The 18,088-nt window shown below is 71.5% G+C and carries 15 protein-coding genes; all 15 read right to left on the reverse strand.

Annotated features, from left to right (window positions below):
- Positions 1-60: 60 nt before the first annotated feature.
- The 15 genes from ACFYUY_RS19830 to ACFYUY_RS19900 all read right to left on the reverse strand — a co-directional run bounded on the left by ACFYUY_RS19830 (position 61) and on the right by ACFYUY_RS19900 (position 18,055).
- Complete coding sequence (locus ACFYUY_RS19830) at positions 61-2,337, reverse strand: immune inhibitor A domain-containing protein (RefSeq protein WP_360212724.1); 2,277 nt, start codon at positions 2,335-2,337, stop codon at positions 61-63.
- Positions 2,338-2,747: 410 nt separating this feature from the next.
- Positions 2,748-5,267: an ATP-dependent Clp protease ATP-binding subunit gene (locus ACFYUY_RS19835; protein WP_360212726.1), complete on the reverse strand. Its 2,520-nt coding sequence runs from the start codon at positions 5,265-5,267 to the stop codon at positions 2,748-2,750.
- A gap of 650 nt (positions 5,268-5,917) precedes the next feature.
- Positions 5,918-6,271, reverse strand: coding sequence for an Lsr2 family protein (locus ACFYUY_RS19840; protein WP_360212728.1), 354 nt, complete (start codon positions 6,269-6,271; stop codon positions 5,918-5,920).
- Positions 6,272-6,362: 91 nt separating this feature from the next.
- Entirely contained in the window at positions 6,363-6,899 is a 537-nt protein-coding gene (locus ACFYUY_RS19845) for an amino-acid N-acetyltransferase (protein ID WP_360212730.1), read from the reverse strand.
- Positions 6,900-6,908: 9 nt separating this feature from the next.
- A complete protein-coding gene (locus tag ACFYUY_RS19850; protein ID WP_360212732.1) occupies positions 6,909-7,349 on the reverse strand; it encodes a BlaI/MecI/CopY family transcriptional regulator in 441 nt (146 codons plus the stop codon).
- Between the two features lie 263 nt (positions 7,350-7,612).
- Entirely contained in the window at positions 7,613-9,169 is a 1,557-nt protein-coding gene (gene lysX, locus ACFYUY_RS19855; RefSeq protein WP_387902061.1) for a bifunctional lysylphosphatidylglycerol synthetase/lysine--tRNA ligase LysX, read from the reverse strand.
- 92 nt (positions 9,170-9,261) lie between these two features.
- Complete coding sequence (locus tag ACFYUY_RS19860; protein ID WP_360212734.1) at positions 9,262-10,014, reverse strand: hypothetical protein; 753 nt, start codon at positions 10,012-10,014, stop codon at positions 9,262-9,264.
- Positions 10,015-10,107: 93 nt separating this feature from the next.
- Complete coding sequence (locus ACFYUY_RS19865) at positions 10,108-10,893, reverse strand: type III pantothenate kinase (protein WP_360212736.1); 786 nt, start codon at positions 10,891-10,893, stop codon at positions 10,108-10,110.
- Positions 10,894-10,922: 29 nt separating this feature from the next.
- On the reverse strand, positions 10,923-11,894 hold the full coding sequence (gene nadC / locus ACFYUY_RS19870) for a carboxylating nicotinate-nucleotide diphosphorylase (RefSeq protein WP_360212738.1): 972 nt from the start codon (positions 11,892-11,894) through the stop codon (positions 10,923-10,925).
- A 4-nt stretch (positions 11,895-11,898) separates the two neighbouring features.
- The gene (locus tag ACFYUY_RS19875) at positions 11,899-13,572 is read right to left on the reverse strand and encodes an L-aspartate oxidase (protein ID WP_387902064.1); all 1,674 of its coding nucleotides are present in this window, start codon (positions 13,570-13,572) and stop codon (positions 11,899-11,901) included.
- A gap of 16 nt (positions 13,573-13,588) precedes the next feature.
- Positions 13,589-14,038: an aspartate 1-decarboxylase gene (panD, locus tag ACFYUY_RS19880; RefSeq protein WP_360212742.1), complete on the reverse strand. Its 450-nt coding sequence runs from the start codon at positions 14,036-14,038 to the stop codon at positions 13,589-13,591.
- A gap of 45 nt (positions 14,039-14,083) precedes the next feature.
- Entirely contained in the window at positions 14,084-14,989 is a 906-nt protein-coding gene (gene panC / locus ACFYUY_RS19885) for a pantoate--beta-alanine ligase (protein WP_360212744.1), read from the reverse strand.
- Positions 14,989-15,939: a DUF2520 domain-containing protein gene (locus ACFYUY_RS19890; protein ID WP_360212746.1), complete on the reverse strand. Its 951-nt coding sequence runs from the start codon at positions 15,937-15,939 to the stop codon at positions 14,989-14,991. Before ACFYUY_RS19890 ends, panC begins: the two co-directional genes overlap by 1 nt.
- A 163-nt stretch (positions 15,940-16,102) precedes the next feature.
- Positions 16,103-16,792 carry a response regulator transcription factor gene (locus tag ACFYUY_RS19895; protein WP_360212748.1) on the reverse strand — a complete coding sequence of 230 codons (690 nt, stop codon included), beginning with the start codon at positions 16,790-16,792 and terminating at the stop codon, positions 16,103-16,105.
- A 36-nt stretch (positions 16,793-16,828) separates the two neighbouring features.
- Positions 16,829-18,055, reverse strand: coding sequence for a sensor histidine kinase (locus ACFYUY_RS19900; RefSeq protein ID WP_360212750.1), 1,227 nt, complete (start codon positions 18,053-18,055; stop codon positions 16,829-16,831).
- Positions 18,056-18,088 lie beyond the last annotated feature (33 nt).

Genomic DNA, 18,088 nt, shown 5'->3' on the forward strand with positions numbered 1-18,088 from the left:
GGCCGGCCGAGGTGTGTTCAGATGCGCCTGGTCACAGGCTGATCGCTACTGCTCGATCGATCAGTTGTCGACCGGACGGACCCGGATCCAGGTCTCCAGGTAGTTCGAGGACTCGTTCTCGACCTCGATGCTGGTGCCCGTCTTCGGGACGTCCACGCCGCTGTACGGGTTGTCCTTGGACCACCAGGACTTCAGGTCCGAGAACTCGTCGACGCCCTTGGACTTCGGGATCGTGGTCTCGACGCCGGCCTTGTGCAGGGTCAGCGCCGGAACCTTGCGGGAACCGAAGGTGGAGTCGAAGCCCTGCATGCGCGGACGCATCAGGGTGCCGTCCGACCACTTCATGGTGGCCGGGTGCGAGTCGACCGGCAGGACCAGGCCGTGGCCCGGGTGGGCGCTCACGTTGTTGTCGGTCTGCGACTCGTCCCAGTACCAGATCAGCAGGCCGGGCTGGTACGCGTAGTGCTCGACCCAGCTCGGCTTGTCGGCGAAGCCGAAGTTGTACGGGCCGGTCTTCAGGGTCTGGTCGAACGAGACGTACTGCTTGTTCTCGGCGATGTAGTACTGCGCGTAGTCCTTGGTGTACGAGCCGCCGAAGCGGGTGAAGCCGGCGGACGTCCAGCCGTTGTCACCCTTCTCGACGTCGTCACTGAAGACGGTGGCGCCGTCCGCGGTCACCGAGATGTCGTCCACCGCGAAGCCGCGGTAGTGCAGGCCGCCGTCGGTGGTGTTGTGGTAGCGGAACTGGACCTTCTGGCCGGCGTAGGCGTCCAGGTTGAAGGACAGGTCGCCCCACGTGGCGGCGAGGCCGTTGACGGCCGGGCGGCCGTTCTCCTTCGGCAGCGCGGCGCCGTTCCAGGTGCCGTCCACGACGGTCCAGGTCTTGCCACCGTCGGTGGAGACCTCGCCGAACGCGTAGTCGAAGTCCGGCTCCAGCTCGTACCAGGCCTTGGCGTTGATGCTGGCCTTGGTCTTGCCGGTCAGGTCGACCTCGCGGGTCAGCGTGACGTTCAGGTTGTCGGCGCTGCCGCTCCACCACTCCGACGTGCCGGCGAACGGCTTGTTGATGTCGGTGGTGATGCTCTTCTTCGGCAGGTCGACGACCAGGGCCTGCGGGAGGGCGCTGTTGTACTCGACCGGACCGATGTGGTGGGTCGACTCCTTGCCCGCGGTGGCCTTGTCGTACTTCAGCCAGCCGAGCTGCAGCTTGCTCCAGGCGTCGAGGTCGTTCGGCATGTCGCCGATCGCGTCCTTGCCCTCGCCCAGCCAGGAACCGGAGGACATCAGCGACCAGAAGCCGACCGAGTTGTCGATGCCCTTGCCGGCGGTGTCGTACAGGTCCGGCAGACCGAGGTCGTGGCCGTACTCGTGGGCGAAGACGCCGAGGCCGCCGTTCTCGGGCTGCATCGTGTAGTCGCCGATCCAGAGACCGGAGCTGCCGACCTGGACGCCACCGAGCTTGTTGCCCTCGGGGCCGGCCTGGCCGGTCAGGTTGCCGTAGACGTACGAGCGGTGCGCCCACAGGGCCTTGCTGCCCTGCTTGCCGCCACCGGCCGACTTGTCCTCGCCGGCGTGCACGATCTGGAAGTGGTCGATGTACCCGTCGGGCTGGTTGAAGTTCCCGTCGTGGTGCGACCCGTAGCGGTCCCACTGGTCGTACTGGGCCAGCGTCGCCTTGATCTGGGCGTCGGTCTGACCCTTGGCCAGCTGGTCCTTGTACCAGATGTCCACGGCGTCGCGGATCAGGTCCTGCGCGCTGGCGCAGACGTTGGAGCCGCAGTAGTCGGACCCGTAGCGGGCCTCGTTCCACGGAACGCGCACCCAGTCCGAGACCACGCCGTCGACCGAGTAGCGGCCCGAGGACTGCTTCTCGTAGAAGGTCTTCAGCGAGGGCTTGTCCTTGCTGAAGTACAGGTCCTGGTAGTGCTGCTGGTTGTAGTCGGCCTGCCAGGCGGTCGAGTTGTTGGTGGCGCGGTCCGGCTGCGCGATCTCGTTGTGCTTCGGGCCGGGCTCACCCCCGTACTTGACCTTGCCGTCCGCCGTCTTGGTGGTGTTGTCCACCTGGTCGCCGAAGTCGACCAGGATGGTGAAGATCTTGTCCGTGCGCTCGCGGGCGAGCTCCACGTACTTGTCCTTGCCCAGCTTCACGCTGGTGCTGCCGTTGTGCTCCTCGACCTTCGCGGTGCCGGCGAGCAGCTGCTCGGTGGCGGCCTTCTGCTCGGCCTCCACCTTCCCGGTCAGCGGGCCGGGAAAGTTGTGCTCAGTGCTCTGGACGGCCTCGGCCGGGTCCTTCGGCACGGGGGCCGAACCGGCGGCGACGGCGGTGCCCGGGAACATGCCCGCGCCAAGCGTGACTATGACCGCCGCGGCCGTGGCCACCGCAGCGGTTCTCCTGGTGTGCTTCAACGTTGTGACGTCCTCCCCGACCGGGGCCAGCTCTTGGCCAAAGCCCGGCAAACCAAAATGAAAGACAGGTGGACGTCATTTGATACAAGCGTGGACGGAAAAGATAGACCTTGACCCTGACATGGTCACGGCGCTATGCTCCGCGACTTCCCATCAGCTGACCATATGTCAACCGTATGCTCGTTAAAGCTTACTGAGAAATGGGACGCATCCGTACCATCCCGCCCCGAAGCCGCAGATTCCGGTCAGCCGGAACCCGCGGCCCGCGGGCCCGGAACGCACCGAGCCCCCGGCGCGGACGCCGGGGGCTCGGTGGCTGTGAAGTTGTCTGTTAAATGTTGCTACTTCGTCAGGTCCGGACCGGACGAGGCAACCGCGGCCGGGGTGTCCGCGACGGCCGACTTCTCCTCCCCGCGGAAGGTGAACTTGGCGTCCTTGCCCTCGCCCTCGACGTCCACGACGACGATGTGGCCGGCCCGCAGCTCGCCGAAGAGGATCTTCTCGGAGAGGTGGTCCTCGATCTCGCGCTGGATGGTGCGGCGCAGCGGACGGGCTCCGAGGATCGGGTCGTAGCCGCGCTTGGCCAGCAGCTTCTTGGCCTCGACACCGAGCTCCAGGCCCATGTCCTTGTCCTTGAGCCGCTCGTCCACCTTGGCGATCATCAGGTCGACGATCTGGATGATGTCGTCCTCGGACAGCTGGTGGAACACCACGATGTCGTCGACGCGGTTCAGGAACTCGGGGCGGAAGTGCTGCTTGAGCTCCTCGCCGACCTTCGCCTTCATCCGCTCGTACCCGGTCTGGGTGTCACCCGTGGCCGCGAAGCCCAGGTTGAAGCCCTTGGAGATGTCCCGGGTGCCGAGGTTGGTCGTCATGATGATGACGGTGTTCTTGAAGTCGACCACGCGGCCCTGGGAGTCGGTCAGGCGACCGTCCTCCAGGATCTGCAGCAGCGAGTTGAAGATGTCCGGGTGGGCCTTCTCGACCTCGTCGAAGAGGACGACCGAGAACGGCTTGCGGCGGACCTTCTCGGTCAGCTGGCCGCCCTCCTCGTAGCCCACGTAGCCGGGGGGCGAACCGAAGAGCCGGGAGACGGTGTGCTTCTCGGAGAACTCGGACATGTCGAGCGCGATCAGCGCGTCCTCGTCGCCGAAGAGGAACTCGGCGAGCGTCTTGGACAGCTCGGTCTTACCGACGCCGGACGGGCCGGCGAAGATGAACGAGCCGCCGGGACGCTTCGGGTCCTTGAGGCCCGCACGGGTGCGCCGGATGGCCTGGGAGAGCGCCTTGATGGCGTCCTTCTGGCCGATGACGCGCTTGTGCAGCTCGTCCTCCATGCGCAGCAGGCGCGAGGTCTCCTCCTCGGTCAGCTTGAAGACCGGGATGCCGGTGGCGGTGGCCAGGACCTCGGCGATGAGCTCCTCGTTCACCTCCGCGACGACGTCCATGTCGCCGGCCTTCCACTCCTTCTCGCGCTTGGCCTTGGCCTGCAGGAGCTGCTTCTCGTCGTCGCGCAGGGACGCGGCCTTCTCGAAGTCCTGCGCGTCGATCGCGCTCTCCTTCTCGCGGCGCACGTCGGCGATCTTCTCGTCGAACTCGCGCAGGTCCGGCGGCGCGGTCATCCGGCGGATGCGCATCCGGGAACCGGCCTCGTCGATCAGGTCGATCGCCTTGTCCGGCAGGAAGCGGTCCGAGATGTAGCGGTCGGCCAGGGTGGCGGCGGCGACCAGCGCGGCGTCCGTGATGGAGACCCGGTGGTGGGCCTCGTAGCGGTCGCGCAGACCCTTGAGGATCTCGATGGTGTGCGGCAGCGACGGCTCGGCGACCTGGATCGGCTGGAAGCGGCGCTCCAGCGCGGCGTCCTTCTCCAGGTGCTTGCGGTACTCGTCCAGGGTGGTGGCACCGATGGTCTGCAGCTCGCCGCGGGCCAGCATCGGCTTGAGGATGCTGGCGGCGTCGATGGCGCCCTCGGCGGCGCCCGCGCCGACCAGGGTGTGCAGCTCGTCGATGAACAGGATGATGTCGCCGCGGGTGCGGATCTCCTTGAGCACCTTCTTCAGGCGCTCCTCGAAGTCACCGCGGTAGCGCGAGCCGGCCACCAGCGCGCCCAGGTCCAGCGTGTAGAGCTGCTTGTCCTTGAGCGTCTCGGGGACCTCGCCCTTGACGATGGCCTGCGCCAGGCCCTCGACGACGGCGGTCTTGCCGACGCCGGGCTCGCCGATCAGGACGGGGTTGTTCTTGGTGCGGCGGGACAGCACCTGCATGACCCGCTCGATCTCCTTCTCGCGCCCGATCACCGGGTCGAGCTTGGCCTCGCGGGCGGCCTGGGTGAGGTTGCGGCCGAACTGGTCCAGGACCAGCGAGGTCGACGGGGTGCCCTCGGCGGGCCCGCCGGCCGTGGCCGACTCCTTGCCGCCGCTCGTCTGGTAACCGGAGAGCAGCTGGATGACCTGCTGGCGCACCCGGTTGAGGTCGGCACCCAGCTTGACCAGGACCTGGGCGGCGACGCCCTCGCCCTCGCGGATCAGGCCGAGCAGGATGTGCTCGGTGCCGATGTAGTTGTGGCCGAGCTGCAGGGCCTCCCGGAGCGACAGCTCCAGGACCTTCTTCGCCCGGGGGGTGAAGGGAATGTGACCGGACGGGGCCTGCTGGCCCTGGCCGATGATCTCCTCGACCTGCTGGCGAACGGCCTCAAGAGAAATCCCGAGGCTCTCCAGGGCCTTGGCGGCGACGCCCTCGCCCTCGTGGATCAGACCCAGGAGGATGTGCTCGGTGCCGATGTAGTTGTGGTTGAGCATCCGGGCTTCTTCCTGAGCCAGGACGACAACCCGCCGCGCGCGGTCGGTGAACCTCTCGAACATCGTTTATCGCTCCTCAGAGCGGTCGGGCAGTTCGGGGTCGGTCCCCGCCCTGTCCTTCCGCATGCTAGTCCCGCTCAGCGGCGCGGCCCACGGATTCACTCCCCGGTACGGGAGCGAGATGCTGCGCGACCAGCCGACACCAATCCCAACCTGATGTTGGGAAACGGTGTTCCCACAGGTGGCCCGGATGCACCGGATACCGCTACGCCATCGGCGAACAAGAGCCGCCGGGGCGGAGCCGGACCGTCCCCGGCCGGTCGCACATACTGCCCCTGGACGGGTCGGAGAACCCGTCCACCTGCATTCATACCCGGTATCGGGGCGGTTCTCGCGCAGTTTCCGCGGTGGCGGTGTTCGCCTGGCGAGAAGTCGGGCCGCGGTGACGGTGGTTCAGTGCCCGCCGCGTCGACCGGTACGCCATCGGTGGTGTCGGCGTTACCGCTTCGCTCCTACAGCGTTGCACAGCTCGTGATTGTTCCGCCGCCCCGGCCCACGCCCCGGACGCCCCCCGGCGCCGGTGGCGCGCAGGCCCTCCGGGCGCGCGCCGCGGGGCGCGGAGGAGATTCCTCCGCGCCCCGCGCGTGTGTCGTCGGCGCCGTGCGCGGCCGCCGGGGCCCCGCACCCGCTCCGGCGTGCCGGCGGCGCCGGGATCAGGAGGCGTTGGCCTTGTCGTAGGCCTCGCGGACCGTGCTCGGCACCCGGCCGCGGTCGTTGACCTCCATGCCCTGCTCCTTGGCCCACGCGCGGATCTTCGCGGTGTCGGGCGCACCCCCGCCGGTGGGGCGCGGCGCCGTGCCGCGGCCCGGGCGACGTGCCCCGGCGAGCCGGCCGCTCTGCTTGCGGCCCTTCTCGACGTACGGCGCCAGCAGACCGCGGAGCTTGTCCGCGTTGGCGCTCTTCAGGTCGATCTCGTAGGCAACGCCGTCGAGCGCGAACGTCACCGTCTCGTCCGCCGAACCGCCGTCGAGATCGTCTTCAAGAATGACCTGCACCCTCTGTGCCACGGGCTTCCCTTTCCGCTAAACGACCCATTGCCTAAGGAAAGGAAAGCGCCTTTCTCCGGAAAACACAAACCCTTGACCGGCGCGGAGCCGCTCAGAGGTGGAGCAGCATGCGTGAGTTGCCCAGTGTGTTGGGCTTCACGCGCTCGAGGTCAAGGAACTCCGCGACACCTTCATCGTACGAGCGGAGAAGTTCTTCATAGACATCCGTAGCGATCGCCGCCGGGTCTGTCGTACCATCATCGGTTTCCTGAACCTCGCCGATCTCGACGAAACCGTGTTTCGCGAAGAAGGGGACCTCGAACGTCAAGCAGAAAATCCGACGGACGCCGAGCCAGCGGGCGGTCTGCACCAGCTTCTCCAACAGCAGGTGTCCGACCCCGAAGCCCCGGCAGGACGGGTCGACCGCGAGCGTGCGGACCTCGGCCAGGTCCTCCCACATCACGTGGAGTGCTCCGCACGCCACCACCGTGCCGTCGTCGTCGCGTTCCGCGACCCAGAACTCCTGGACGGATTCGAACAGCGTGACCGTGGGCTTGTCCAGCAGAATCCCGTCGCGCGAGTAGGCGTCGACGAGCCCGCGCACGGCCCGCACGTCGGTTGTCCGCGCACGGCGGATGGTGACCTCCATGCCGGGACGTTATCGCGTCGGCCCCGGCCCGGTCTCCCCGGTATCGGCTCCGGGCGGCGGCGGGGAATCCGCCGGGGCCGGATCGGACGGGAACAGTGCGGCCACCCGCAAGGCGTCCCGCAGCGCCTCGCGCTGCTCGGGCGACATCAGGCCGAAGAAGTGCACCAGGGCCGCGGCCGGATTGTCGCCGGTGGCCCAGGCGTCGTTCATCAGCGCCGCGGTGTAGGCCTCGCGGGAGGAGACCGGCTCATATCGATAGGCCCGGCCCACCCGCTCGCGGCGCAGCCAGCCCTTTCTGTGGAGCTTGTCCAGGACGGTCATCACCGTGGTGTACGCGATTTCGCGTTCCGACTGCAGATCCAGGAGAACCTCGCGAACCGTCACCGGTCGGTTCCACCGCCACACCCGGGTCATGATGGCGTTCTCAAGTTCGCCGAGTTGCCGGACCATAGTGCGGCCAGGATAGGGAGTGAATGGGGCAAATCTTGTGAAGTGCGCCAAACCGGCGCGCCGCCACCCCGGAATCGGGAATGGCGGCGCGCCGGTCGTTCGGGCGGCTGACCCCGTCGGTCGCGGGTGCGCCGGCGGGTCAGTCGAGGTCTTCCTTGGCCTTCTGGGCCCCGCCCTGCGAGCGGACGATGGCCCGCACCAGGAAGCCGAAGCCGATCGCCATGACCAGCGGCGGCACGATCGCGCTGACGTAGTCCATCAGGTCACTCCTCCTCGGTCTTCTCCGCCGTCGCGGCGGATGCCTTCGGCTCCGGCTTCACCAGCGGGAAGAGCACCGTCTCCCGGATGTTCTTGCCGGTCAGCAGCATGATCAGGCGGTCCACCCCGAGGCCGAGGCCACCGGTCGGCGGCATCGCGTACTCCAGCGCCCGCAGGAAGTCCTCGTCGACCTGCATGGCCTCGACGTCGCCGCCGGCGGCCAGCAGGGACTGCGCGGTCAGCCGGGCGCGCTGCTCGACCGGGTCGACCAGCTCGGAGTAGGCGGTGCCGATCTCGGTGCCGAAGATCACCAGGTCCCACTTCTCGGCCACGCCCGGGACGGAGCGGTGCTGGCGGGTGAGCGGGGAGACCTCGGTCGGGTAGTCCTTGATGAAGGTCGGCCGGACGGCGTTCTCCTCCAGCAGGCGCTCGACCATCTCCAGCACGATCTGCCCGTGGCCCCAGTCCTTCTCGAACGGGATGCCGTGCTCGGTGGCGAGCTTGCGCAGCTCCTCGACGCCGGTGTCGGGGGTGACCTCGGCGCCCAGGCGGGCGGAGATGCCCGGGTAGACGGAGACCTCCTCCCACGGCTCGGCCAGGTCGATCTCGTGCTCCACGCCGTGCGCGTCGAGGCCCTTGATCACCGTGGTGCCCAGCGCGTCCCGGGCCGCGTTGACGATCGTCGCGCGGATCAGCTCGGCCTGGGTGTCGTAGTCGCCGTAGGCCTCGTACGACTCCAGCGAGGTGAACTCCGGGTTGTGGGTGGAGTCCGCGCCCTCGTTGCGGAAGTTGCGGTTGATCTCGAAGACCTTCTCGGCGCCGCCGACCACGAGCCGCTTGAGGTACAGCTCGGGGGCGATGCGCATGTACAGGTCGATGCCGTACGCGTTGATGTGCGTCTTGAACGGACGCGCGTTGGCGCCGCCGTGCACCGGCTGCAGCATCGGGGTCTCGACCTCGATGTAGCCGCGGTCCTCGTAGGTGCGGCGGATCGAGCGGACCACCTTGCTGCGCAGGTGCAGGATCTCGCGGGCCTCGGGGTTGACGATCAGGTCGACGTACCGCTGGCGGACCCGGGCCTCCGGGTCGGTCAGGCCCTTGTGCTTGTCCGGCAGCGGGCGCAGGCACTTGGCGGTGAGCTCCCAGCGGTCCACCATCACCGACAGCTCGCCGCGCTTGGAGGTGATCACCTCGCCCTCGACGCCCACCTGGTCGCCGAGGTCGATGTCGGCCTTCCAGGCCGCCAGCCGCTCCGGGCCGAGCTTGTCCAGGGAGAACATCACCTGGAGGTCGCCGGTGCCGTCGCGCAGGGTGGCGAAGCAGAGCTTGCCGCCGGTGCGGGAGAGGATCACGCGACCGGTGACGCCGGCCCGCTCACCGGTCGCGGTGTCCGGCTCCAGGTCGGGGTGCTTGGCGCGCAGGTCCGCGATGGTGGTGGTGCGGGGGAAGCCGACCGGGTAGGGGTCGATGCCGGCGGCCCGGAGCCGGTCCAGCTTCTCGCGCCGGACGCGCATCTGCTCGGGAAGGTCGTCGGTCGCGGGGATTGGGCTCTGATCGCTCACCCCACAAGGGTAGCCAGCCACACACGGTGCTCCGCCACGGGATACGGGTGAGGGGGGCCGCGTCGGCGGCCCCCCTCGGTGCTCCGGCCGGCTCAGCCGGTGCCGGTGGCGAGCTCGATCTCCTCGGGGCCGGCCGGGGCGGGCGGCGCGGCCGGCGCGGGGTGGGCCGGGGGCTTGGGACGGCGGCCGAAGAGCTCGGCCGGGGTCGGCATCCGGTGCGGCCGGGCCGGGGCGGTCTGGGGGGCGGTGGGCCGCTCGGCGGGGGAGTCGGTGCTGCTCATCGTGATCCGTCCTCCAACAGGGGTGGGGAGACTGCTCGGGGGTGCGGCGGGGCTCGGTACGGCGACGAGGTGGCGGGGCTGCCCGGCGGTGAGGGCGAGCCGTTCGCGGACGGCGGCCTCGGCGAGTGCGTGGCAGCGGCCGGCCAGCCGGGAGCGGCGGGCGCGTTCGTGGTGGCCGCAGGGCTGGCGGGTCAGTCCGCGCAGCGCGGTGAGGTCCTCGGGGCCGGGGAGGTAGCCGTCGGTGACGGCCTCCTCCAGGCGTTCCAGGTAGCCGGGTGCGCTGCCGGGCAGGGCGGCCCGGTAGCGCCCGAGGTCGGCGAGCAGGAAGGCGCGCAGCCGGCCGCCCTCCTGGACGGCCTCGTCGATCGCCTCGGTCAGGCGCAGCGCGTCCTGGACGTCCTCCGCCCACAGTTCGGCGCCGGGTCCGGAGAACGCCGGGTGGCCGGGGCCTTGGAGGTGGACGGGGGCGGCGGGGTGCAGGGCTTGGGCGAGGGCGCGGCGCAGCACGCGGACTTCGTCGGCGCTGAAGGCCATGCCGCCGCGCGATCCGTGTGGCGTAGGCATGGGCTGACACTACGTGAGGAATATCCGATTTGTCGGTAACGTCGCGCCGGACACCCCGTGGTCGGGCCCGACGGGCCGCGCCGGGCCCGCGCCCTAGCTGGGCCGGTTGCGTTCGTAGACGAGCCGCAGGCCGATCAGGGTGAGCCAGGGCTCGTGCACGTCGATGGTGGTGGCCTCGCCGAGGACCAGCGGGGCCAGCCCGCCGGTGGCGATCACCTGGACGTCGTCCGGGTCCTTGGAGAGCTCCCGGGCCATCCGCTCGACCAGTCCGTCCACCTGGCCGGCGAAGCCGTACAGGATCCCGGACTGCATGCCCTCGACGGTGTTCTTCCCGATCACGTTGCGCGGCCGCGCCAGCTCGATCTTGCGCAGCTGGGCGCCGCGGACGCCCAACGCCTCCACCGAGATCTCGATGCCGGGGGCGATCGCGCCGCCCACGTAGTCGCCCCGGGCGTTGACGGCGTCGAACGTCGTCGCCGTGCCGAAGTCGACCACGATGCACGGGCCGCCGTACAGGTGGTTGGCGGCCAGCGCGTTCACGATCCGGTCGGCGCCGACCTCCTTGGGGTTGTCCATCAGGACGTGCACCCCGGTCTTCACGCCGGGCTCCACGATCACCGCGGGGACGTCGCCGTAGTAGCGGCGGGTCACCTCGCGGAGCTCGTGGAGCACGGCGGGGACGGACGAGCAGATCGCCAGCCCCTCCACCGAGGCCTCCCGGACCGCGGTGTGGTTGCCCATCAACCCCTGCAGCAGCACCGCCAGTTCATCGGCCGTGCGGCGCGGATCGGTGGAGATCCGCCAGTGTTCGACCACTTCCTCGCCGTCGAACAGGCCGAGCGTGGTCTGGGTGTTGCCGACGTCGATGGTGAGGAGCATGTGGCGCTTTCTGCGAGTCGGGGCGGAGGTCAGGCGCGCAGGTCCAGGCCGATGTCCAGGATCGGCGAGGAGTGGGTGAGCGCGCCCACGGCCAGGTAGTCGACACCAGTCTGGGCGACCTCGCGCGCCGTGGCCAGGGTCAGTCCGCCGGAGGACTCCAGCTTGGCCCGGCCGGCCACCAGCTCGACGGCCTCCTTCAGCTGCGGGACGGAGAAGTTGTCCAGCAGGATCAGGTCGGCCCCGGCCTCCAGCACCGGCGGGATCTGCTCCAGGGTGTCGACCTCGACCTCGACCGGCAGGTCGGGGTAGGCGGCCCGGACGGCCCGGAAGGCCTCGGCCACGCCGCCGGCCGCGACCACGTGGTTGTCCTTCACCAGGGCGGCGTCGGACAGTGCCATCCGGTGGTTGGCGCCGCCGCCGCAGCGGACCGCGAACTTCTCCAGCGCGCGCAGCCCCGGGGTGGTCTTGCGGGTGTCCCGGACGACCGCGCCGGTGCCCTCCAGGGCGTCCGTCCAGGCCCGGGTCGCGGTGGCGATGCCGGACAGGTGGCAGAGCAGGTTGAGCGCGCTGCGCTCGGCGGTCAGCAGGTCGCGGGTGCGCGAGCGGACGGAGAGCAGCACCTGGCCGGCCTCGACCCGGTCGCCGTCCTGGACGTGCCGCTCGACCTCGAACTCCTCCTCGCAGACCAGCGAGACGACGGCCTCGGCGATCCGCAGGCCGGCCACCACGCCCGCCTCGCGGGCGGTGAAGTCGGCGGTGGCGACGGCCTCGGCGGGCACGGTGGCCACCGAGGTGACGTCCTCGCCGCCGGCCAGGTCCTCGGCCAGCGCCAGGGTGGCGATGTCCTCGACCTCGATCGGGTCCAGCCCGGCCTCCTCCAGCAGCTCGGCGAGCTGCGGGTCCAGGCCGGTCTCGTAGCCCTCGCCGTCCCCGCAGGCGCAGCCGTCGCCGCAGCCGCCCTGGGCGTCGGCCAGGGGGAGGTCCTCGTGGGAGTGGGTCATGGTTCTACTGCTCCTCAGGGGTGCTGACGGGGTCGCCGGAGGCGGTGAGGGTGGTGATCAGGTGGCGCCGCCAGTGGGCGTCGTCGCGCTCGGGGAAGTCCTCGCGCCAGTGGCAGCCGCGGGTCTCCCGGCGCTGCGCGGCGGCCGCGACCAGGGCGGTGGCGACCAGCAGGAGGTTGGCGGCCTCCCAGGTCTCCACCCGCGGGTCGGCGGGCTTCTCCTCGGCGACGTGCGCGTAGGCCTGCTCGGCGAGCAGGGTGAGCCCGGCCGCGGCGTCGGCCATCGACGCGGCCGAGCGCAGCACGCCCGCGCCGCGCGACATCAGCCGCTGGATCTCGGCCCGGGCCTCGGACGGGGGCAGCGGCACCGGGTGCGCGGCGCGCGCCGCGGCGACGTCCACCGAGCGCTCGGGCAGCCCGCCGGCCCGGTGCCGGGCGGTCAGGTCGGCGGCGATCGCCTCGGCGAACACCAGGCCCTCCAGCAGCGAGTTGGACGCCAGCCGGTTGGCGCCGTGCACCCCGGTGCAGGCGACCTCACCGCAGGCGTAGAGCCCGGGGACGCTGGTGCGGCCCCGCGGATCGGTGCGGATGCCGCCGGAGGCGTAGTGGGCGGCCGGGGCGACCGGGATCGGCTCGGTGACCGGGTCGATGCCGTGCGCCCGGCAGGAGGCCAGGATGGTCGGGAAGCGCTGCTCCCACATCTCGGCACCGAAGTGCCGCCCGTCCAGGTACATGTGCTCGGCGCCCTGCTCCTGCATGCGCCGGGTGATCGCCTTGGCGACGATGTCGCGGGGGGCGAGCTCGGCCAGCTCGTGCTGCCCGAGCATGAAGCGGACGCCGTCCGCGTCCACCAGGTGGGCGCCCTCGCCGCGGACCGCCTCGGAGACCAGCGGCTGCTGGCCCTCGGCCTCCGGGCCCAGCCAGAGCACCGTCGGGTGGAACTGGACGAACTCCAGGTCGGTGACGGCGGCCCCGGCCCGCAGGGCGAGCGCCACGCCGTCCCCGGTGGAGACCGCCGGGTTGGTGGTGGCCGAGAAGACCTGGCCCATGCCGCCGGTGGCGAGCACCACCGCGCGGGCCCGGACGGCGCCGACGCCGTCGCGCTGCCCCTCGCCCATCACGTGCAGGGTGAGGCCGGCGGCGTGGCCGTCGGCGTCGGTGAGCAGGTCGAGGACGAGCGCGTGCTCGATCAGCTCGATGCCCGGGTCGCTGCGGACGGCCTCGACCAGCGCGCGGGATATCTCGGCGCCGGTGGCGTCGCCGCCGGCGTGCGCGATCCGGCGGCGGTGGTGGCCGCCCTCGCGGGTGAGCAGGATCTCGCCGTCGGCGCCGCGGTCGAAGGCGGCGCCGACCGCGATCAGCCGGCGGACGGCGTCCGGGCCCTCGGTGACGAGGGTGCGGACGGCCTCCTCGTCGCAGATCCCGGCGCCGGCCACCAGCGTGTCGTCCAGGTGCTGCTCGGGGGTGTCACCCTCGCCCAGGGCGGCCGCGATGCCGCCCTGGGCCCAGCGGGTGGAGCCGTCGTCCAGCATCGCCTTGGTGACCACCATGGCCCGCAGGCCGGCCTTGCGGACGTTGAGGGCGACGGTGAGGCCGGCTACGCCGGAGCCGACCACGACCACGTCGGTGGTGGCGGTCCAGCCCGGGGCCGGGGCGGTGAGGCGGTGCGTGGCGGACATGGCGTCAGTGGCTCCTTCAGCGCGCGGCGGTCGGGGCCGCGCCGTTGCCGTCACCGTACGCCCGGTCGCCGCGGAGCAGTCCGCTGCCCTCCGGGGTCTCGGCCGGGTCGCCGCCCAGGCCGGTGATCCGGTTCCGCTCGTCCACGAAGACGATCTTCGGCTCGTAGCCCTTGGCCTCGGCCGTGTCCATCTGCCCGTAGGCGATGAGTATGACCAGGTCGCCGGGGTGGACCAGGCGGGCGGCGGCGCCGTTGATGCCGATCACGCCGGTGCCGCGCGGGCCGGCGATGGTGTACGTCTCCAGCCGGGCGCCGTTGTCGATGTCGACGATGTGGACCAGCTCGCCGGGGAGCAGGTCGGCGGCGTCGAGCAGGTCCTCGTCCACCGTGACCGAGCCGACGTAGTGCAGGTCGGCCTGGGTCACGGTGGCCCGGTGGATCTTGGACTTGAGCATGGTGCGGAGCATGGGGTCACGCCTCCTGTGAGTGCATGCCTGAGGGGGTACTGCTGCTTACCGGACGATGATGCGGACGTTGTCGATCAGGCGGGTCGAGCCCACCTTCGCGGCGACGGCCAGCACCGCCTCGCCCTGGAAGTCGTCCGCCGCCTCGGTGAAGTCGTGCGGGTCGATCAGGGCGAGGTAGTCAAGGGTGACACCCTCCGCGCCGTCCAGGACGGCGGAGGCGGCCTCGCGGACGGCCTTCGGGCCCTGCGCGGCCACGTCGCGGCCGGCGAACAGCGCCCCGGAGAGCGCCAGGGCGCGGGTGCGCTCCTCCTCCGAGAGGTAGCGGTTGCGCGAGGACAGCGCCAGGCCGTCCTCGGCGCGGGCGGTCGGCACGCCGACGACCTCGACGTCGAAGTCCAGGTCGGCGACCATCCGCTGGATGACCGCGAGCTGCTGGGCGTCCTTCTCGCCGAAGAACGCGAAGTCCGGGTCGGTGATGTGCAGCAGCTTGGCGACGACGGTCAGCACCCCGTCGAAGTGGCCCGGGCGGGTGGCGCCCTCGTAGCGCTCGCCCATCGGGCCGGCCGTCAGGCGCACCTGCGGCTCGCCGTTCGGGTACACCTCGTCGACGGAGGGCGCGAACACCACGTCGGCGCCGTTCTCCTCGGCCAGCCGCACGTCCGCCTCCAGGGTGCGCGGGTAGCGCTCCAGGTCCTCGCCGGCGCCGAACTGCAGCGGGTTGACGAAGACCGTCACCGCGACCCGGCCCTCCCGGCCGACCTGCTTGCGGGCGGCCCGGACCAGGGCGGCGTGCCCCTCGTGCAGCGCGCCCATGGTCATCACGACGGCGTTGTCGACCGGCTGCTCGTCCGGCCAGAACGCGGCCTCGAAGTCGTCCACGGTGTGCGTGACGACGGCCCGGTGGACCTTCGGCTCCCGCTGGGACCTGCCGGGCTGCTTGCCGCGTGCCATCAGTGCTTCTCCTCGTTCAGTACGTCCAGCAGCGCCGTCGCCGACGCCTCGTCGATCGTCCCGTGGGCGAGCGCCCGCTGGGCGGTGGCCCGGGCCATCGCCCGGTAGGCCGCCGGGATGTCCGGGGACACCGTACTGAGCTGCGCCAGGTGGCGCCGCACGGTGCCCGCGTCGCCCCGCGCGACCGGGCCGGTGAGGGCCGCGTCGCCGGAGCGCAGGCTGTTGTCCAGGGCGGCGCCCAGCAGCGGGCCGAGCAGCCGGCCGGGCTCGGCGACGCCGGCGGTGCGCAGCAGCTCCATCGCCTGCGAGACCAGTGTGACCAGGTGGTTCGCGCCGTGGGCGAGGGCCGTGTGGTAGAGCGGGCGGACCTGCTCGGGCACCCACTCGGGCTCGCCGCCCATCTCGACCACCAGTGCCTCGGCGACCGGCCGCAGCTCCTCGGGGGCGGTGACCCCGAACGGGCAGCCGGCCAGCCGGTCCAGGTCGACGGAGGTGCCGGTGAAGGTCATCGCGGGGTGCAGCGCGAGCGGCAGCGCCCCGGCCCGGGTGGCGGGCTCCAGGATGCCCACGCCGTGCGCGCCGGAGGTGTGCACCACCAGCTGCCCGGGGCGGACGGCACCGGTGGCGGCCAGGCCGGCCACCAGGTCGGCCAGCGCGTCGTCCGGGACGGTCAGCAGCACCAGGTCCGCCGCGGCCAGCACCTGCGGCGGGGTGACCACCCGCACCCCCGGCAGCAGCGCCTCCGCGCGGCGCCGCGAGGTGGCGGACACCCCCGAGGCGGCGACCACGGTGTGCCCGGCCAGCTGCAGGGCGGCGCCCAGGGCCGGTCCCACCCGCCCGGTGCCGACCACGCCGACGGCGAGGCGGGCCGGGCGGTTGCCCGGATCGGCCGGATCGCCGAAGCCGTCGGCGAGCGGGGCGAACCCGGCGAAGTCGTCCGACCCGTTCATGCGCCACCTCGCTGCGCTCGGCCGGGGCATCCGCCGACGCGCACTTCGTCCACAGCGGGCTCGCTCCGCTCGCCCACAGCCTGCCCTGGTTCCTCGACTGATCGTTCCGGTCCTCTTCGGGTACCGGACGCACCGGCCCATTCTACGGGCGGGCGGCGGGGTCTCAGTCGGCTGCGCCGGCCCGGATCAGCCCCGCCTCGTACGCGAGCACCACGGCCTGGACCCGGTCGCGCAGGCCGAGCTTGGCCAGGATCCGGCCGACGTGGGTCTTCACCGTCGCCTCGGAGAGCACCAGCCGGGCGGCGATCTCGCCGTTCGACAGGCCCTGCGCGACCAGCAGGAACACCTCCCGCTCGCGCTCGGTCAGCGGCCCCAGCACGTCCGAGCCGGGCGAGCTCTGCGGGGTGGGCAGCACCTCGGCGAAGCGGTCGATCATGCGGCGGGTGGTGGTCGGGGCGACCACCGCGTCCCCGCCGTGCACCGCGCGGATCGCGGCCACCAGCTCGGTCGGCGGGACGTCCTTCAGCAGGAAGCCGCTGGCGCCGGCCTTGAGCGCGGCGAAGGCGTACTCGTCCAGGTCGAAGGTGGTCAGGATGAGCACGTGCGGGGCGTCCGGCAGCGGGCTCCCGTCCTCGGCGAGGCAGATCCGGCGGGTGGTCTGCACACCGTCCAGGCGCGGCATCCGGACGTCCATCAGGATCACGTCCACCTGCGTGTGCCGCAGCCGTTCGAGGGCCTGGGCGCCGTCACCGGCCTCGGCGGCGATCTCGATGTCGCCCTGCGACTGCAGGATCATCCGGAAGCCGGTGCGCAACAGCTCCTGGTCGTCGACGAGCATCACGCGGATGGTCAAGATGGCTCCTTCGGGGGCGTCGGGGCGACGGGGGACTCAGTGTGCCGCCTTCAGGGGGAGGACGGCGCGGATCCGGAAGCCGCCGCCGGGGCGGGGGCCCACGTCGAGGCGGCCGCTGACCATGCCGACCCGTTCGCGCATGCCGATCAGGCCGTGGCCGAGGCCGTCGGTGCCGCCGGCGGTCAGCTGCTCGTCGGTGCTGCCGCGGCCGTCGTCCTCGACCAGGACGGCGAGCTCCCGCTCGCCGAAGTCGACCGCGACCCGGGCGTGCACGTCCGGGCCGCCGTGCTTGCGGACGTTGGTCAGCGCCTCCTGGACGATCCGGTAGACCGTCAGCTCGACGCCGCGCGGCAGCTCGCGGGGGTGCCCGGAGGTCGCGTAGTCCACCTGCAGCCCCGCCGTGCGGACCTGCTCCAGCAGCTCCGGCAGCTCCTCGACCCCGGGCTGCGGCACGTACTCCTCGGCGGTGTCCGCGGTCCGCAGCACGCCCAGCAGCCGGCGCATCTCGACCAGCGCCTGCCGGCCGGTGGACGCGATGGTGCCGAGCGCCTCCTTGGCCTGCTGCGGGGAGTTGTCGAGCACGTACGCGGCGCCGTCGGCCTGCACGATCATCACCGAGACGTTGTGGGCGACCACGTCGTGCAACTCGCGGGCGATCCGGGCGCGCTCGGCGGCGACCGCCACCTTGGCCTGGGCGTCCCGCTCGCGCTCCAGCCGGGCCGCGCGGTCCTCCAGCTCGGTCAGGTAGGCGCGGCGCACCCGGGTCAGCCGGCCCCAGGCCCAGCAGAGGATGAACGGCGTGCTCATCAGCAGCATGATCAGCAGGGCCTGGCCGGGGGAGTACTCCCGGGTGACCGCGTCGCCGGCGTGGTCCAGCTCCGTCTTCATCGGGTGCAGCTGCCAGAACACCAGCGGACCGCTGGCGACACCGGCGGCCAGCGCCAGCCGGGACGTCCACTTCTGGCCGAAGGCGGCGCCGGTGTAGGCGAACACCAGGTAGGCGATCGAGGAGGCGGCCGGATCGACGTCGGCGGCCACCTGGCCGAGACCGAGGCCGGCGGCGGCCGCCACCGTCACGTCGGGGAAGCGCCGGCGGAAGACCATCAGCGCGGGCAGCAGCACCGCGACCAGGATCTGCGCGTCGAAGCGCCAGCCGTCGGGGAAGTTGTCGTTCGGCAGCAGGCCGAAGAACAGCACGACCGCAGCCCAGGCGGCGTCGACCACCATGGGGTGACGGCGGAGCCAGGCGTTGAGTCGATGCACGTCTCCAGCGTAGGCAGTCACGCGGTGTGCCCA

The sequence above is a fragment of the Kitasatospora sp. NPDC004745 genome, assembly GCF_042873275.1.
Classification (GTDB): domain Bacteria; phylum Actinomycetota; class Actinomycetes; order Streptomycetales; family Streptomycetaceae; genus Kitasatospora.

What these genes read in the sequence shown, in the direction of transcription:
- panD (WP_360212742.1), bottom strand. Translation starts at nt 14,038, where the DNA reads ATGCTCCGCACCATGCTCAAGTCCAAGATCCACCGGGCCACCGTGACC.
- ACFYUY_RS19875 (WP_387902064.1), bottom strand. Translation starts at nt 13,572, where the DNA reads ATGTCCGCCACGCACCGCCTCACCGCCCCGGCCCCGGGCTGGACCGCC.
- ACFYUY_RS19845 (WP_360212730.1), bottom strand. Translation starts at nt 6,899, where the DNA reads ATGGAGGTCACCATCCGCCGTGCGCGGACAACCGACGTGCGGGCCGTG.
- ACFYUY_RS19860 (WP_360212734.1), bottom strand. Translation starts at nt 10,014, where the DNA reads ATGCCTACGCCACACGGATCGCGCGGCGGCATGGCCTTCAGCGCCGAC.
- panC (WP_360212744.1), bottom strand. Translation starts at nt 14,989, where the DNA reads ATGGCACGCGGCAAGCAGCCCGGCAGGTCCCAGCGGGAGCCGAAGGTC.
- ACFYUY_RS19890 (WP_360212746.1), bottom strand. Translation starts at nt 15,939, where the DNA reads ATGAACGGGTCGGACGACTTCGCCGGGTTCGCCCCGCTCGCCGACGGC.
- nadC (WP_360212738.1), bottom strand. Translation starts at nt 11,894, where the DNA reads ATGACCCACTCCCACGAGGACCTCCCCCTGGCCGACGCCCAGGGCGGC.
- ACFYUY_RS19835 (WP_360212726.1), bottom strand. Translation starts at nt 5,267, where the DNA reads ATGTTCGAGAGGTTCACCGACCGCGCGCGGCGGGTTGTCGTCCTGGCT.
- ACFYUY_RS19830 (WP_360212724.1), bottom strand. Translation starts at nt 2,337, where the DNA reads ATGTTCCCGGGCACCGCCGTCGCCGCCGGTTCGGCCCCCGTGCCGAAG.
- ACFYUY_RS19865 (WP_360212736.1), bottom strand. Translation starts at nt 10,893, where the DNA reads ATGCTCCTCACCATCGACGTCGGCAACACCCAGACCACGCTCGGCCTG.
- ACFYUY_RS19850 (WP_360212732.1), bottom strand. Translation starts at nt 7,349, where the DNA reads ATGGTCCGGCAACTCGGCGAACTTGAGAACGCCATCATGACCCGGGTG.